This window comes from Pseudomonas sp. SMV71, from assembly GCF_052042015.1.
GTDB lineage: Bacteria > Pseudomonadota > Gammaproteobacteria > Pseudomonadales > Pseudomonadaceae > Aquipseudomonas.
Genome location: NZ_JBKGGU010000008.1, coordinates 111,796 through 127,912, shown reverse-complemented (window position 1 = coordinate 127,912; position 16,117 = coordinate 111,796). Strand labels below are relative to the sequence as shown.

The window sequence follows — 16,117 nt, the reverse complement described above, 5'->3', positions numbered from 1 at the left end:
GCCACTCCATCCAAGGATTGTTCATTCAAAATGCCGGGACTCGCGGCAGCGCGCGTTTGTGGGCGGTCTTGAGGTAGGCGCGTTCGATGATCTGTTGCGCCTGGGGCGACACCTGTTCGCCCATCAGGTAACCATCGATTTCCTCGTAACTGCAGCCGTATGCCGTTTCATCCAATTTACCCGGTGCCAGGTCTTCCAGGTCAGCGGTCGGGGCCTTGCGTACCAGCTGCGCGGGGGCGCCCAACGCGTCGGCCAACAAACGCACCTGGGTCTTCGTCAATCCGGACAGCGGGGCCAGGTCGCATGCGCCATCGCCGTACTTGGTGAAAAAACCCATCACCGCCTCTGCCCCATGATCGGTGCCGACCACCAGGCCATTGCTGAAATTGGCAATGGCATACTGCGCCAGCATCCGGGCCCGGGCCTTGACGTTGCCTTTGGCAAAGTCGGTCAGTTCGGCCGAAGGCTGCAAACCCTCGATGGCGATACTGTCCATCAACCCGTCGACACAAGCGGCGATGTTGCTGGTGGTGATCAGATCCGGTCGGATGAAATCCAGCGAGGCCTGGGCATCGTGCTCGTCGGCCTGGGTCTTGTAGGGCAGACGGACCGCGATGAAACGTGTTTCGTGGCCTTCACTGCGCAGTTGCTCCACTGCCAACTGGCACAGGCGCCCGGCCGTGAGCGAGTCGACGCCACCGCTGATACCCAATACCAGGGATTTGCAGCCCGACTCAAGCAACACCTGCTTGATAAACCCGACGCGACGGGCAATCTCGGCCTGTTCGCCACCCGGTTTGAGTTGGCGGTCGATACCCAGTTCCCGGGCGATGCTCTCTTGCAGAAGCGAAGTCATATCAGGCTCCCAGCTGTGGATTGGCGAGGGCGACGTTGAACACTTGCGCGGCATAGCGCAGAAATGAAGCGTCTTCGCAGACATTCTTGATCGGGTCATCGGAGAACTTCACCACCGGCTCGCCGTGGACGCGTACCAGTTTCATGACGATGCTCAGCGGCTCGACCCCTTCGACATCACAGGCCAGGCTGGTGCCCATGCCAAACCCGAACCGGGCCTTGCCACGCACATGACGCAGGATCGGCAGGCATTTTTCGAAATTCAGGCCGTCGGAGAACATCAGGTCCTTGGTGCGTGGATCGACACCCAGCTCGTGGTAGCGCCGCAGCACTTTGTCAGCCCAGACGATCGGGTCACCGGAGTCCTGGCGCAGGCCGTCATAGAGCTTGGCGAAGTACAGGTCGAAGTCCTTGAGGAAGAAGTCGGTGCTGATGCAGTCCGTCAGCGCGATACCGAGCCGGCCACGGTACTCGCGCACCCAGTTTTCCAGCGCCGCGTTCTGACTCTCGCGTAGCCGCCCCAGTTGCTGGTGCACCATCAGCCATTGGTGGGCCATGGTGCCGATCAGCGGGAGATCGAATTCATAGGCCAGGTGGGCGTTACTGGTGCCGACAAACACCCCGGGGAAATCGCTGCGCATCACATTCACCACTTCCCGCTGAGCCCTGAACGACAGCCGCCGGCGGGTGGAGAAATCCGAAACACGAAACTCGGCCAATTCTTCCCGACTGGCGTTTTTTTCCAACCATTCAAACTTCTGGTACAGCTTGCGGGTGACATCGGCCAGCTCGACTTCGGGATATTTTTCACGGTTGCGCAGTTCGCTGACCATCGCCAGGACCGGTTGCTCGAACATGATGCAGTGCAACATCGGACCACGGACGCGAATGTGCAGTTGGCCATCGACTTCCGACACGTGGATGTAGCGCAGATTGAAGCGAAACAGGCCGAGGAATTGTTCGAAGTCCGGGGTCAGGTATTCACGGAAACGCTTATTGAACAGAAACCGCTGCTCTCCCTCGCGCAGTTGCAAACCGGCAAGCTTTTCCAGTTCCACGCGAATGTCGGGAATCAGGTGGCCGAGCCGTTCCTTGGAACGCACGATGAATTGATATTCCACCTCCACGTTCGGGTGCTGGTGCAAGACCGCCTGCATCATGGTGAAGGTGTAGTAGTCGGTATCCAGGAGACTCTGAATAACGCCGCTGCTTGAATCGAATGCACTGTCCATGTTCGCTCCTTATTTGCTTGCCAGGCGGATGGTTTCTTCGCGGGTCGCGGCAACCTGAACCCCCGCCTGCTGCAAGTCTTGAATGGCTTGGGTTGCGCCCTCCTCGCTGATAGCCCGGCAGGCCGGCAGGTGAATGATCACCTTGAAGCCGGCCGCGGCCAGTTGCAGCGCGGTGGTCTTGACGCAAAAATCCAGCGCCAGCCCACCGACAATCACCTGCTCCACACTCTGGCCTTTCAAGTACTCGATGGCTCCTGTGGACAACTTGCCGTGCAAGTCGTGGTAGCAGGCGCCGTATGGGTGCAGGTCCGGTTCCACGCCTTTCCAGACGAAATAGTCGTAATCGTAGGGGGTCGGCAATTCGTCCAGCAGGGTGAAACCCTCGGTGCCGGGGACACAGTGGCTGACCCAGGTGATGTCGGCGTGCTCGAGCCCGGTCGGCACGAGCATCTGTGAGTGCTCGGCAACCACCCATGGGGCCAGGGGCGTGTGGGCGTCCTTGCTGCCGATGCGCAGGCTGGACAGCGACGCCATGAAATTCAGCTCACCACCGATCCGATCGCCACCGGGCACGGGCAGCTCATCAGGGCAAAGCGGTGTGAAGCTCTTCTGTGCGTCGACATCGAAGGAAGCAGTCTTGCGGGTCAGGCTGTTCATGCTGGGTCTCTCCTCTTCATGGGCACAAAAGTACATGATGTGTACTTTCATAACAAGCCACCGACTCAAAATATTTCTGGAGCCAGATAGCCTTTATGAAATGAACCGGGGGAGTTGCCCAATCGAAAATTTTGCTGGTAGAGTACACGTCATGTACCAAATGGAGATGAGCCATGTTCGAGATCGCTCTCTATGGCGGGGCCTTCAACCCACCTCACGCCGGTCACGCCCAGGTGATGATCGAGGCTTCGCTCCAAGCCAGGCGGCTCCTGGTGGCCCCCAGCTTCAGGCATCCCTACAGCAAGCGGATGGTCGACTATGAGATTCGCCTGAAATGGCTGGAATCGATCGTCGAGCGCATCCAACCGCTGTGTTGCGCCGAAGTGCGGGCCAGTCGGGTGGAGCAAGTCGTGGCACGCGGGGTTGAAGGCGCCATCTACAGTTACACCCTGCTCGCCCACCTCGCCGACAGCCTGGCCCTGGACGGCAAACGAATAGCCTTGGTGGTGGGCGAGGATGTTGCGGCGCTGCTGCCGACCTTCTATCGCGGCCAGGAACTGCTGGAGCGTTTTTCCATCCTCTGTGTAGAGGAAAAGATCCACGTGCACAGCACGGCGCTTCGAGAACGCCTGGCCTTGGGCAAGCCGCTTCCCATTCACTGGATGGCACCCGGCATGAACCCGTTAAACTATGACCTTTATGCTGCCCACGGAACCTGACATGCCCAATCCCACAGCCCCCGCGCGCGACTATCTGCACACCATCGACCTGTGTGTGCTGCGCTTTTGCCGGGACACCCAGGCGTTGGAAATCCTCCTGAACCGGCGCGAAGCCGAGCCGTTCGCCGGTCATTGGGCGCTGCCAGGGATCGTGGTCAACGGGGGGGTGGAAGATCTTACGCTGAACGACGCCGTGGAGCGCCTGCGTAACTCCAGCAAAGTCGGCATGCCATTGGCCTGGATCGAACAAGTCGGCACCGTCGGCGACGCATTCCGCGATCCGCGCTGCTGGTCATCGTCGACGTTCTACCTGGCGATCGTCAGCGATACAGTCCTACTGGCCGAGCACCAGGGCTTTTTCCCGCTCAAAGGCGTCGCCAGCGGTTCGATAAAACTGCCCTTCGACCACAACAGCCTGGTTGCGGCGGTCCACGAGCGCTTGTTATCCAAAGCCCTCTACAGCAGCCTGCCGCTGATGTTCCTGGGACCCGAATTCAGCGCACCGCAAGCCGTGAATATCTTCTCCGTCGTACTCGACCGCCCAGTACTCAAGACCAGCATTCGCCAGCGCTTGCTGAAGATGGCCGAGGCGGGCTACCTACGTGAAACCGGTCGCAAGAAAAGCGGCGACGGTGGCCGTCCACAGAGCACGGTGGAAAACCTCAAGCCGAGCAGCGTTTATCTTTTTGATCGGTGTTTTCTGGAGTGATGCTCAGCATACAGCCTGGCTTTGAGACTCCTCCAAACGGTTTCAGATTGAGGAAGCGTTCAGCAAAGGCCTTCGAGCAGACCTGCATCCCGTAGCAGATCCACGATCACCTGCTCATCCACTGCATAGACGCCACGGGAAGCTTTCCACACCAGTTTTTTCTCCTGAAGCGCCAGGAGCGCTTGCTGAACACCGGGCACTTCAACTTTTATATCGCTCTCGGCGATACCGGCTTGCACCATCGCTCTCGCGTACAGGTTCATCGTCGGGGCCTCGAACGGTGCATAGCTTTCGCCTTTGGCGCTCATGACCCGGATCACTGCAGATTGGATAGGCGTCAGGCTATGAATCACCTTCTGCAGATCTGCATTGAGCTCCTCAGCTTGCGCCCGAACCAGCAAGGCGAATCGATGTGGGACCATTTGCGGGTCCAACGCAAAATCGAACCGAATTTCGTCGGCGGCAGCACCGAGCAACTCAGGTCGGTAACCGCTCTCCTTGAACAACTCGAATACGTTGGAGGGATCGAGCGAATGGGGAAGGTCAACGTTGGCGCAAAACCAGCTGATGAAATCTTGATCCAGGGTAGGAAACTGCACCATGGACGCCCCGAAAAAAGCCTGATCCTTGCTGTTTCGCAACATGGCCAGCTTGTCCCGGTTCGATCCGGTGCACACTATGCGCAGGCCATGATGCTTTGAACTGTTGAGTTCGTCCCTCGCCGCTTTCAATGCGAACAGGGCCGCTACCCCCTGATCGGTGGTGATCGCATGCTGGGCTTCGTCGATGATCAGGACAATGATCTTTTTCGACTCATCCGAAAGAGCTGCAAGCGCGGTGGTCAAATCGATGTCCTTACCGAGCCCGATTCTGTCCAGACTGAAGCTCAGACCGCCAACGGTCAGTTTCTCCATGCCAGCACCCTTCGCCAGACGCGTCACGAATCCTTCGCTGCGCCCGACAGCCTCCCGAACCGCTTGCACGATCACCAGACCGGGATCTTTCGTCTGGTCTTTCCAGAGATCGGCGTATAGGACAATCGCTCCCGCTTCCTCCAACGCAGGTCGCAAGTCTTCGCGTGCGAACGTTGACTTGCCGGTACGTCGGGGAGCCGCCAGGAAGACGCCGGAGCTGGCAGCGCTACCGATTGCCACCTGCATGATCAATTTTGACAGGCGAGCCGCTAACACTGGACGATGGTAGAAAATTTCAGCCATTGGAACGCCTCTCTATAGAAAACTATAGAGCGACTATAGACCAATTATTCGAGGCGAACCGTAGGCGTCACTTAATTATAGGAAATTATAGAGTGACTATAGTCCAATTATAGTTACTGAATGCCGCTATTGAGGCCGATCGTGCTGGAGACGCCGGACGTGGCTTTGCCGTGGTCTCGGACGACGTGCGCACCCTCGCCCATCGCACCCAACAATCGGCGCAGGAGATTCACAACATGATCGAGGAGTTGCAAGCCGGTGCCGGCAACGCCGTCAACGCCATGCTTGAAAGCCAGCGTCACAGCGACACCAATGTCAGTACCGCCAGGCTTGCCGGTGAACGGCTTAATCGAGTCCTGCAGGGCATTGGCGAAATCGACGAAATCAACCTCTCCATGGCCACCGCCACTGAAGAACAAACCTCGGTGGTAGACAATCTGGATCGTGACATCAGCCACATCAATGAGCTGAACCAGAAAACCGTAGGCAACCTGCAATCCACTTTGCAGGCGTGCAACGAGCTGGAGAACCAATCAATCCGGCTGCAACAAATGGTCAGTACTTTCAAGATCTGAGCATGATTCAGGACCTGTCCGGCGAGCCGGCCGATTCGGTCCTGAACCCAAGAGCCTATCGAGAAGCGAAACTTACTCCACCGTCACAGACTTCGCCAGATTCCGCGGCTGGTCCACATCAGTGCCCTTGAGCACCGCCACGTAGTACGACAGCAGTTGCAGCGGAATGGTGTAGAGGATCGGCGAGAGGATGTCGTGGATGTGCGGCATGTGCACCACGTGGGTGCCTTCGCCATTGGTCATGCCGGCTTTTTCGTCCGCGAAGACAATCAACTGGCCGCCACGGGCGCGGACTTCTTGCAGGTTGGACTTGAGCTTTTCCAACAATTCGTTGTTCGGCGCCACGGTGACCACCGGCATGTCGTTGTCCACCAGGGCCAACGGGCCATGCTTGAGCTCACCGGCCGGGTAGGCCTCGGCGTGGATATAGGAAATTTCCTTGAGCTTGAGGGCGCCTTCCATCGCCACCGGGAATTGCGCGCCACGACCGAGAAACAGGGTGTGGTTCTTCTCGGCAAACAACTCCGCGACTTTCTCCACCGTGCTGTCCATCGCCAGCGCTTCGCCCAGGCGGGCCGGCAGTCGACGCAATTCTTCCACCAGTTTGGCTTCGACGCCTTCGCCCAGCGTACCGCGCACCTGGCCCAGGGACAGGGTCAGCAGCAGCAGGCCGACCAGTTGGGTGGTGAATGCCTTGGTCGAAGCGACACCAATCTCGCGACCGGCCTGGGTCAGCAGCGTCAGGTCGGACTCGCGCACCAGTGAGCTGATGCCGACGTTGCAGATTGCCAGGCTGGCGAGGAAACCCAGTTCCTTGGCGTTGCGCAGGGCTGCCAGTGTGTCGGCGGTTTCGCCGGACTGGGAAATCGTGACAAACAGGGTGTCGGGTTGCACCACCACTTTGCGGTAGCGGAACTCGCTGGCGACCTCGACCTGGCACGGAATACCCGCCAGTTCTTCCAGCCAGTAACGGGCGACCATACCGGCGTGATAGCTGGTGCCGCAAGCAACGATCTGTACGTTGCGGACCTTGGCGAACAGCTCGGCCGCTTGCGGGCCAAAGGCCTGGACCAACACCTGGGTCTGGCTCATACGGCCTTCCAGGGTGCGTTGTACCACGGCGGGCTGCTCGTGGATTTCCTTGAGCATGAAGTGACGGAACTCGCCCTTGTCGGCGGCTTCGGCACCGTCGCGGTACTGCACAATCTCGCGCTCCACCGCTTGACCGCCGATGTCCCAGATCTGCACGCTGTCGCGACGGATGTCGGCGATATCGCCCTCTTCCAGGTACATGAAACGGTCGGTGACCTGACGCAACGCCAACTGGTCGGACGCCAGGAAGTTCTCACCCAGGCCCAGGCCAATCACCAACGGACTGCCGCTGCGGGCCGCCACTACGCGATCCGGCTGTTTAGCGCTGATCACCGCCAAGCCATAGGCGCCGTGCAGTTCCTTGACGGTCGCCTTGAGGGCTACGGTCAGGTCCGCCAGGTCCTTTAGCTTGTGATTGAGCAGGTGGGCGATGACTTCAGTGTCCGTGTCCGAGGTGAACACGTAGCCAAGGGCCTTGAGTTGTTCACGCAGGGCTTCGTGGTTCTCGATGATGCCGTTATGCACCACCGCCAGGCCGTCGGAGAACATCGGGTGGGCGTTACGTTCGCACGGCGCACCATGGGTGGCCCAACGGGTGTGGGCGATTCCCAGGCGACCGATCAACGGCTCGGCGTCCAGAGCTTGCTCCAGCTCGCTTACCTTGCCGGGACGACGCAGGCGCTCAAGCGTCTGATCATTGGTGTACACCGCTACGCCGGCGCTGTCATAGCCGCGGTATTCCAGGCGCTTGAGGCCTTCGAGCAAGATTGCTGTGATGTTGCGTTCAGCAACGGCGCCAACAATTCCACACATGTTATTTCTCCTGGCTGGCAGGCGCGCAGATCACGGTAATCCCGCGGGCCTGGATCTGATCGCGGACCTCTACGGGCAGGCGATCATCGGTAATGAGGGTATGGACGCTGCTCCACGGCAGTTCCAGATTGGGGATCTTGCGACCGATCTTGTCGGCCTCCACCATCACGATCACTTCACGGGCAACCTCAGCCATCACACGGCTCAAGCCCAGCAGTTCGTTGAAGGTGGTGGTACCACGGACCAGATCGATGCCGTCGGCGCCGATGAACAACTGGTCGAAATCGTAGGAACGCAGGACCTGTTCGGCCACTTGGCCTTGGAACGATTCGGAATGGGGATCCCAGGTGCCACCGGTCATCAACAGCACCGGTTCATGCTCCAGTTCGCTCAGGGCGCTGGCGACATGCAGGGAATTGGTCATCACCACCAGGCCCGGTTGCTGACCCAGCTGGGGAATCATCGCTGCCGTTGTACTGCCGCTATCGATGATGATTCGCGCATGCTCACGGATCCGCTTCACCGCAGCCCGGGCGATGGCCAGCTTATATTTGGAGACGGTTTGGCCGTTATCGGCCACCAGCTCCTGGGGCATCGGTATCGCACCGCCGTAGCGACGAAGCAGCAAGCCGTTGCTTTCCAAAGCGGCGAGATCCTTGCGAATCGTAACTTCAGAGGTTTCGAAGCGCTTGGCCAATTCGTCCACACTGACCTCCCCCTGCTCTTGGAGCAAGGCGAGAATGTTATGACGGCGTTGTGGCGTGTTGCGCTTTGACATGAGGAATTAAGTTTCGATTCGAAAGATAACGTAAGCAATCAAAACCTATTGCAACGGGATCGTCAAGGCGCGAGGAGAAAAATTCAGAAATGGTGCGGATCGAAAATTGTTACCGATCCTGTGGGAGCGAGCCTGCTCGCGATGACGGCGGCGCAGCCGACATCATCATCAACAGACCCACCGCTATCGCGAGCAGGCTCGCTCCCATAGGGAGAGGCTGTGGATAACTCAAGACTTCTTGATTTTCTCCGGGCGCTTCCAGCCATTAATGTTGCGTTGGCGGGCTCGTCCAACAGCCAATTGGCCGTTATCCACATTTTGCGTCACGGTTGAACCGGCCGCAGTCGTTGCGCCACTGGAGATATCCACAGGCGCCACCAGCGAGTTGTTGGAACCGATGAACACATCCTCACCCAGCACGGTTTTCCATTTGTTGGCCCCGTCGTAGTTGCAAGTGATGGTCCCGGCGCCAATGTTGGTGCGCGCCCCGACTTCTGCATCCCCTAGATACGTCAAGTGACCGGCCTTGGCGCCCTCACCCAAATGGGCGTTCTTGAGCTCGACAAAGTTACCCACATGGGCCCGGGCTTCCAGAACCGATCCTGGACGCAGCCGCGCAAACGGGCCCGCATCGCTGCCCTCGCCCATGATCGCGCCTTCAAGATGACTGTTGGCCTTGATGACCACGCCTTTGCGCAGGGTGCTGTCCTTGATGACGCAGTTAGGCCCGATAACCACATCGTCCTCGATCACGACCTTGCCTTCGAGGATCACGTTGATATCGATAACTACATCGCGGCCCACGCTGACTTCGCCGCGCACATCGAAACGGGCCGGGTCGCGCAGCGTCACGCCTTGCGCCATCAGGCGGCGGGCGGCGCGCAATTGATAGTGGCGCTCCAGTTCGGCCAGTTGCTTGCGATCATTGGCGCCCTGCACTTCCATTGCATCCAATGGCTGCTCGGTGGCCACCACCAGCCCGTCAGCGACAGCCATGGCGATCACATCGGTCAGGTAGTACTCACCCTGGGCATTGTTGTTCGACAGGCGGCTCATCCAATCACCCAGGCGCGCTGCCGGTACGGCAAGAATCCCGGTGTTGCCCTCGGTGATGGCGCGCTGGGCTTCGTTGGCGTCCTTCTGCTCGACAATGGCGGTTACCTGACCCTGGGCGTTGCGCTCGATGCGGCCGTAACCGGTGGGGTCGTCCAGCTCGACGGTCAACAGACCCAACTGCTCGGGCGTGACCTGCTTGAGCAGGCGCTGCAAGGTGTCGACTTCGATCAGCGGCACGTCACCGTAGAGAATCAGTACTGTGTCGGCGGTAATAAATGGCACGGCCTGGGCCACGGCGTGGCCTGTCCCCAGCTGCTTGTCCTGCAGGACGAAGTTCAGGTCATCGGCTGCCAGGCGCTCGCGTACCGCATCGGCGCCATGGCCAATCACCACGTGAATGCGCTGTGGATCAAGTTGCCGAGCGCTGTGGATAACATGACCCAGCATGGAATTGCCGGCTACCGGGTGCAATACCTTGGGCAGCGCGGAACGCATGCGGGTGCCTTGGCCGGCCGCGAGGATAACGATTTCAAGAGACATGACTGGCTACCAATCCTGGGTGGTCAGCGGCTGTGACCAGATGATGAGTGTCGGGAAAGAAAAAAGGGTAGCCGAGGCTACCCTTTTTAATCAATCGCACAGGAAGCAGACGGCTTAGCCGCCGAACTTCTTGCGGATCTGCTGGACGGTGCGCAGCTGGGCTGCGGCCTCGGCCAGACGTGCAGCAGCAGAACCGTAGTCGAAGTCTGCGCCTTTTTCGTTCAGGGCCTTCTCGGCAGCCTTGACGGCTTCCTGAGCGGAGGCTTCGTCCAGGTCGGCAGCACGTTGCACGGTGTCGGCAAGGACCTTGACCATGTTCGGCTGAACCTCGAGGAAACCACCGGAGATGTAGAACACCTCCTTTTCCCCGCCCTGCTTGGTCAGACTGATCGGACCTGGCTTCAAGCTGGTGATCAGCGGTGCGTGGCCCATGGCGATACCAAGATCCCCCAGCTCACCATGCGCAACCACAAACTCGACCAGACCGGAGAAAATTTCCCCTTCCGCACTGACGATATCGCAATGGACTGTCATAGCCATCTGATTGCCTCAACCTAAATTAGCGCCCGTTGCCGGGCGCCGGGATTACAGTTTCTTGGCTTTTTCGATCGCTTCTTCGATGCCGCCAACCATGTAGAACGCTTGTTCTGGCAGGTGGTCGTAGTCACCGTTGAGGATGCCTTTGAAGCCAGCAATGGTGTCTTTCAGGGAAACGTATTTACCCGAAGCACCGGTGAAGACTTCAGCCACGAAGAACGGTTGCGACAAGAAGCGCTGGATCTTACGAGCGCGGGCTACCAACTGCTTGTCGGTTTCCGACAGCTCGTCCATACCCAGGATCGCAATGATGTCCTTCAGCTCTTTGTAGCGCTGCAGCACGTACTGAACGCCGCGAGCGGTTTCGTAGTGCTCGGTACCGATCACGTTCGGGTCCAGCTGACGGGAAGTCGAGTCCAGTGGGTCTACCGCTGGGTAGATACCCAGGGAAGCGATGTCACGGGACAGTACGACGGTGGCGTCCAAGTGGGCGAAGGTGGTCGCTGGCGACGGGTCGGTCAAGTCGTCCGCAGGCACGTATACGGCCTGGATCGAGGTGATCGAGCCTTGCTTGGTCGAAGTGATACGCTCTTGCAGCACACCCATCTCTTCAGCCAGGGTCGGCTGGTAACCTACCGCCGAAGGCATACGGCCCAGCAGTGCGGATACTTCGGTACCGGCCAGGGTGTAACGGTAGATGTTGTCGACGAACAGCAGAACGTCGTTACCTTCGTCACGGAATTTCTCGGCCATGGTCAGGCCGGTCAGGGCTACGCGCAGACGGTTTCCCGGCGGCTCGTTCATCTGGCCGTAGACCAGTGCCACTTTGTCCAGAACGTTGGAATCCTTCATCTCGTGGTAGAAGTCGTTACCCTCACGAGTACGCTCACCCACACCGGCGAACACGGAATAACCGCTGTGCTCGATGGCGATGTTACGGATCAGTTCCATCATGTTTACGGTCTTGCCTACACCGGCACCACCGAACAGACCGACTTTACCGCCCTTGGCGAACGGGCAGACCAGGTCGATAACCTTGATGCCGGTTTCCAGGAGGTCGTTGCCGCCAGCCTGCTCAGCGAAGGACGGCGCAGGACGGTGAATGCCCCAACGCTCTTCTTCGCCGATCGGGCCCGCTTCGTCGATCGGGTTGCCCAGTACGTCCATGATCCGGCCCAGGGTCGCTTTACCGACCGGTACGGAGATGGCTGCGCCAGTGTTGTTGACATCCAGACCGCGCTTCAAGCCTTCGGTGGAGCCCATCGCAATGGTACGAACCACGCCGTCGCCCAGCTGCTGCTGAACTTCCAGAGTGGTTTCGGCGCCTTGAACCTTCAAGGCGTCGTAGATGCTCGGTACGCTGTCGCGTGGAAATTCCACGTCGATAACGGCGCCGATGATTTGAACGATACGTCCGCTACTCATAGCTGGATCCTCTGAATATTTGAACCGTTAAACCGCGGCAGCGCCGCCGACGATTTCCGAGATCTCTTGGGTGATCGCAGCCTGACGCGCCTTGTTGTAGATCAGCTGCAAATCGCTGATCAAATCACCGGCGTTGTCGGTAGCGTTCTTCATCGCGATCATCCGCGCCGCTTGTTCAGCTGCGTTGTTCTCGACCACCGCCTGGTAGACCTGCGACTCCACGTAGCGGACCATCAAGCCGTCGAGCAGCTCCTTGGCATCCGGTTCGTAGAGATAGTCCCAGTGGTGCTTGAGTTCCTGTTCCGGGGTCGCCACCAGTGGAATCAACTGCTCCACGGTAGGTTGCTGCGTCATGGTGTTGATGAACTTGTTGGATACCACGGACAGGCGGTCGATCCGGCCTTCCAGATAAGCATCCAGCATCACCTTGACGCTGCCGATCAGGTCATTGATCGACGGCTCTTCACCCAGGTGGCTGATAGCAGCAACGACGTTACCGCCGAAGTTGCGGAAGAAAGCCGCACCCTTGCTACCGACCACACACAGATCGATCTCGACGCCTTGTTCGCGGTTTACCGCCATGTCCTTGACCAGGGCCTTGAACAGGTTGGTGTTCAAGCCACCGCACAGACCACGGTCACTGCTCACCACGACGTAACCGACGCGCTTGACGGCGCGATCGATCATGAACGGGTGGCGGTATTCCGGGTTGGCGTTGGCCAGATGACCAATCACCTGGCGGATGCGCTCCGCATAAGGACGGCTAGCAGCCATGCGCATTTGTGCCTTGCGCATTTTGCTGACCGCCACTTTTTCCATGGCGCTGGTAATCTTTTGCGTGCTTTTGATGCTCGCAATCTTACTGCGAATCTCTTTTGCGCCTGCCATGTAACACCTATCAGGTTAGCAAGCGGGAGCCTTGCGGCTCCCGCTGCGGCTTACCAGGTTTGGGTGGCCTTGAACTTCTCGATACCGGCCTTGAGGCCAGCGTCGATTTCGTCATTGAAGTCACCCTTCACGTTGATCTTGGCCATCAAATCGGCGTGATCGCGGTTGAAGAAAGCAATCAGCGCTTGTTCGAAGCTGCCGATCTTGGCGATTTCAATGTCAGTCAGGAACCCACGCTCAGCGGCATACAGCGACAGCGCCATGTCAGCGATCGACATCGGTGCGTATTGCTTCTGCTTCATCAGCTCGGTAACGCGCTGACCATGCTCAAGTTGCTTACGGGTCGCTTCGTCCAGGTCAGAAGCGAACTGGGCGAATGCCGCCAGTTCACGGTACTGAGCCAGGGCGGTACGGATACCACCGGACAGCTTCTTGATGATCTTGGTCTGAGCGGCACCACCTACACGGGATACCGAAACACCGGCGTTTACAGCAGGACGGATGCCCGAGTTGAACATGGCCGATTCCAGGAAGATCTGACCGTCAGTGATGGAAATCACGTTGGTCGGAACGAACGCGGAAACGTCGCCAGCCTGGGTTTCGATGATTGGCAGGGCGGTCAGGGAACCGGTCTTGCCAGTCACTGCGCCGTTGGTGAACTTCTCGACGTACTCTTCCGAAACGCGAGATGCGCGCTCCAGCAGACGGGAGTGGAGATAGAACACGTCGCCTGGGTAGGCTTCACGGCCTGGTGGACGGCGCAGCAGCAGGGAAATCTGGCGGTAGGCCACTGCTTGCTTGGACAGATCGTCATAGACGATCAGCGCGTCTTCACCGCGGTCGCGGAAGTATTCGCCCATGGTGCAACCGGAGTACGGTGCCAGGAATTGCAGTGCAGCGGATTCCGAAGCACTGGCCGCCACGATGATCGTGTTGGCCAGGGCGCCGTTTTCTTCCAGCTTGCGAACCACGTTGGCGATGGTCGATTGCTTCTGACCGATTGCCACGTAGACGCAGAAGATGCCGCTGTTTTTCTGGTTGATGATCGCGTCGATCGCCAGGGCGGTCTTACCGATCTGACGGTCACCGATGATCAGCTCACGCTGGCCACGGCCGACAGGGATCATGGCATCGACAGCCTTGTAGCCAGTCTGTACAGGCTGGTCTACCGACTTACGCCAGATCACGCCCGGAGCAACTTTCTCGACCGCGTCGGTCTCGGTGTTGTTCAGCGGACCTTTGCCGTCAACTGGGTTACCCAGTGCGTCGACGACGCGACCCAGCAGTTCCTTGCCTACCGGAACTTCGAGGATGCGGCCGGTGCACTTGGCGCTCATGCCTTCAGCCAGAGTCGTGTACGCGCCCAGTACCACGGCACCTACGGAGTCTTGCTCCAGGTTGAGGGCCATACCGTAGACGCCGCCCGGAAACTCGATCATCTCGCCGTACATGACGTCGGCCAGACCGTGAATCCGCACGATGCCGTCAGATACGCTGACGACAGTGCCTTCGTTACGGGCTTGGGAGGTCACATCGAGCTTTTCGATGCGGCCCTTGATAATTTCACTTATTTCGGAAGGATTGAGTTGCTGCATTGCTCTGCTGCCCCTTCAAACTCAAGATTTCAATGCTTCGGCAAGTTTCGCGATTTTGCCGCGAATCGAGCCATCGATAACCAGGTCGCCGGCGCGGATGACAACACCCCCAATCAGGGACTTGTCTTCCTCGACTTGCAGGCGCACTTCCCGGTTGAGTCGTGCACTGAGAACCTTGGCGAGTTTGTCTTGCTGTTCTTGGTTCAATGCAAAAGCACTGGTCACTTCCACGTCTACCGACTTCTCTTGCTCGGCCTTGTACAGGTCGAAAAGAGCGGCGATCTCCGGCAGAAGCGGGAGACGGTCGTTTTCGGCAACGACATGAATGAAATTCTGTGCCTTGGCATCGAACTTGTCGCCGCACACGTCAATGAACGTGGCGGCCTTTTCTGCGCTCGTCAGTCGCGGGGCCTTGAGCACGCGCTGCATGGTGTCATCTTGCGACACCTTAGCAGCCAGGCCGAGCATGGCTGACCAATTGGCCAGTTGCTGGTGGGCCTGAGCGTGCTCGAAGGCCGCCTTAGCGTAAGGTCGGGCCAACGTGGTCAGTTCTGCCATGATCGCCCTCGCTTAGATTTCAGCAGCCAGTTGGTTTACCAGCTCTGCGTGCGCGTTTTGATCGATTGTGGCACCCAGGATCTTCGAAGCACCGCCAACGGCCAGGCTACCCACTTGGGCACGCAGCGCGTCTTTGACACTATTGAGTTCCTGTTCGATCTCGGCTTGAGCCTGAGCCTTCACACGGTCAGCTTCGACGCGAGCCTGTTCACGGGCTTCGTCGACAATCTGGGTACCGCGTTTCTTGGCTTGCTCGATGATTTCAGCTGCCTGAGCCTTCGCTTCGCGCAGTTGCTGACCCACTTTCTCATGGGCCAACTCCAGGTCGCGAGCTGCACGGCTGGCAGCGTCCAGACCATCAGCGATCTTCTTTTGACGTTCGTGCAATGCCGCAATGACCGGAGGCCATACGAACTTCATGCAGAACAATACAAAAATCAGGAACGCAACGGACTGGCCAATCAGGGTCGCATTAATGTTCACGCCAACACCTCGCAGTTACGTTGTCCATCACATCAAACTACTCGAAAAACTCCGAGTAATTAGCCAGCGATCTGACCAACGAACGGGTTCGCAAAGGTGAAGAACAGAGCGATACCAACACCGATCATGGTTACGGCGTCGAGCAGACCGGCAACGATGAACATTTTGACTTGCAGCATTGGAACCATTTCTGGCTGACGCGCAGCGCCTTCCAGGAACTTGCCGCCCAGCAGGCCGAAACCAATTGCGGTACCCAGTGCGCCCAGGCCGATCAACAGTGCAACAGCGATAGCGGTTAGACCAACTACAGTTTCCATCTTTCCTCCCGACTTTTACGTCGTATGGTTTAGGTTTTTTAGATTAAAGCGGTAAAACAAATCGTTTCATC

16 protein-coding genes and 1 pseudogene are annotated in these 16,117 nt (G+C 58.5%); 3 read left to right on the top strand and 14 right to left on the bottom strand.

What is annotated here, in order from left to right:
* Positions 1 to 25: 25 nt before the first annotated feature.
* From nadE to ACLEJQ_RS10430, 3 genes are read right to left on the bottom strand one after another with little or no spacing between them, the layout of a single operon-like run.
* Positions 26 to 856 carry an ammonia-dependent NAD(+) synthetase gene (nadE, locus tag ACLEJQ_RS10440; RefSeq protein WP_440794625.1) on the bottom strand — a complete coding sequence of 277 codons (831 nt, stop codon included), beginning with the start codon at positions 854 to 856 and terminating at the stop codon, positions 26 to 28.
* Position 857: 1 nt separating this feature from the next.
* On the bottom strand, positions 858 to 2,087 hold the full coding sequence (gene pncB, locus ACLEJQ_RS10435; RefSeq protein ID WP_440794623.1) for a nicotinate phosphoribosyltransferase: 1,230 nt from the start codon (positions 2,085 to 2,087) through the stop codon (positions 858 to 860).
* Between the two features lie 9 nt (positions 2,088 to 2,096).
* On the bottom strand, positions 2,097 to 2,744 hold the full coding sequence (locus ACLEJQ_RS10430; RefSeq protein WP_440794621.1) for a nicotinamidase: 648 nt from the start codon (positions 2,742 to 2,744) through the stop codon (positions 2,097 to 2,099).
* Between the two features lie 173 nt (positions 2,745 to 2,917).
* Here ACLEJQ_RS10430 and ACLEJQ_RS10425 point away from each other — a divergent pair, with 173 nt between their 5' ends.
* Together ACLEJQ_RS10425 and ACLEJQ_RS10420 are read left to right on the top strand one after the other, a co-directional pair.
* Positions 2,918 to 3,463: an adenylyltransferase/cytidyltransferase family protein gene (locus ACLEJQ_RS10425; RefSeq protein ID WP_440794619.1), complete on the top strand. Its 546-nt coding sequence runs from the start codon at positions 2,918 to 2,920 to the stop codon at positions 3,461 to 3,463.
* A gap of 1 nt (position 3,464) precedes the next feature.
* Positions 3,465 to 4,172 (top strand): NUDIX hydrolase, encoded by a 708-nt coding sequence (locus ACLEJQ_RS10420; protein WP_440794617.1) that lies wholly within the window; start codon positions 3,465 to 3,467, stop codon positions 4,170 to 4,172.
* 59 nt (positions 4,173 to 4,231) lie between these two features.
* Here the strand turns inward: ACLEJQ_RS10420 and ACLEJQ_RS10415 are convergent, their stop codons facing one another.
* On the bottom strand, positions 4,232 to 5,389 hold the full coding sequence (locus ACLEJQ_RS10415) for an ATP-binding protein (RefSeq protein WP_440794615.1): 1,158 nt from the start codon (positions 5,387 to 5,389) through the stop codon (positions 4,232 to 4,234).
* 116 nt (positions 5,390 to 5,505) lie between these two features.
* Here ACLEJQ_RS10415 and ACLEJQ_RS10410 point away from each other — a divergent pair.
* Positions 5,506 to 5,964: pseudogene (locus ACLEJQ_RS10410) on the top strand (methyl-accepting chemotaxis protein); the annotation flags it as partial.
* Positions 5,965 to 6,036: 72 nt separating this feature from the next.
* Here the strand turns inward: ACLEJQ_RS10410 and glmS are convergent.
* The 10 genes from glmS to atpE form a co-directional block, all read right to left on the bottom strand.
* Positions 6,037 to 7,869, bottom strand: a complete 1,833-nt coding sequence (gene glmS / locus ACLEJQ_RS10405; RefSeq protein ID WP_440794613.1) for a glutamine--fructose-6-phosphate transaminase (isomerizing) — start codon at positions 7,867 to 7,869, stop codon at positions 6,037 to 6,039.
* 1 nt (position 7,870) lies between these two features.
* Entirely contained in the window at positions 7,871 to 8,647 is a 777-nt protein-coding gene (locus ACLEJQ_RS10400; protein WP_440794611.1) for a DeoR/GlpR family DNA-binding transcription regulator, read from the bottom strand.
* Positions 8,648 to 8,875: 228 nt separating this feature from the next.
* The gene (gene glmU / locus ACLEJQ_RS10395) at positions 8,876 to 10,243 is read right to left on the bottom strand and encodes a bifunctional UDP-N-acetylglucosamine diphosphorylase/glucosamine-1-phosphate N-acetyltransferase GlmU (protein ID WP_440794609.1); all 1,368 of its coding nucleotides are present in this window, start codon (positions 10,241 to 10,243) and stop codon (positions 8,876 to 8,878) included.
* A 114-nt stretch (positions 10,244 to 10,357) separates the two neighbouring features.
* A complete protein-coding gene (locus ACLEJQ_RS10390) occupies positions 10,358 to 10,783 on the bottom strand; it encodes a F0F1 ATP synthase subunit epsilon (protein ID WP_440794607.1) in 426 nt (141 codons plus the stop codon).
* Between the two features lie 45 nt (positions 10,784 to 10,828).
* Entirely contained in the window at positions 10,829 to 12,205 is a 1,377-nt protein-coding gene (gene atpD, locus ACLEJQ_RS10385) for a F0F1 ATP synthase subunit beta (protein WP_042727805.1), read from the bottom strand.
* 27 nt (positions 12,206 to 12,232) lie between these two features.
* A complete protein-coding gene (atpG, locus tag ACLEJQ_RS10380) occupies positions 12,233 to 13,093 on the bottom strand; it encodes a F0F1 ATP synthase subunit gamma (protein WP_030139034.1) in 861 nt (286 codons plus the stop codon).
* Positions 13,094 to 13,143: 50 nt separating this feature from the next.
* Positions 13,144 to 14,688, bottom strand: a complete 1,545-nt coding sequence (gene atpA / locus ACLEJQ_RS10375; RefSeq protein WP_024777788.1) for a F0F1 ATP synthase subunit alpha — start codon at positions 14,686 to 14,688, stop codon at positions 13,144 to 13,146.
* A 21-nt stretch (positions 14,689 to 14,709) separates the two neighbouring features.
* The gene (locus ACLEJQ_RS10370) at positions 14,710 to 15,246 is read right to left on the bottom strand and encodes a F0F1 ATP synthase subunit delta (RefSeq protein WP_440794604.1); all 537 of its coding nucleotides are present in this window, start codon (positions 15,244 to 15,246) and stop codon (positions 14,710 to 14,712) included.
* A gap of 12 nt (positions 15,247 to 15,258) precedes the next feature.
* Positions 15,259 to 15,729, bottom strand: a complete 471-nt coding sequence (locus ACLEJQ_RS10365) for a F0F1 ATP synthase subunit B (RefSeq protein ID WP_030139033.1) — start codon at positions 15,727 to 15,729, stop codon at positions 15,259 to 15,261.
* 59 nt (positions 15,730 to 15,788) lie between these two features.
* Positions 15,789 to 16,046 (bottom strand): F0F1 ATP synthase subunit C, encoded by a 258-nt coding sequence (gene atpE / locus ACLEJQ_RS10360; RefSeq protein ID WP_003097235.1) that lies wholly within the window; start codon positions 16,044 to 16,046, stop codon positions 15,789 to 15,791.
* Between the last annotated feature and the right edge of the window lie 71 nt (positions 16,047 to 16,117).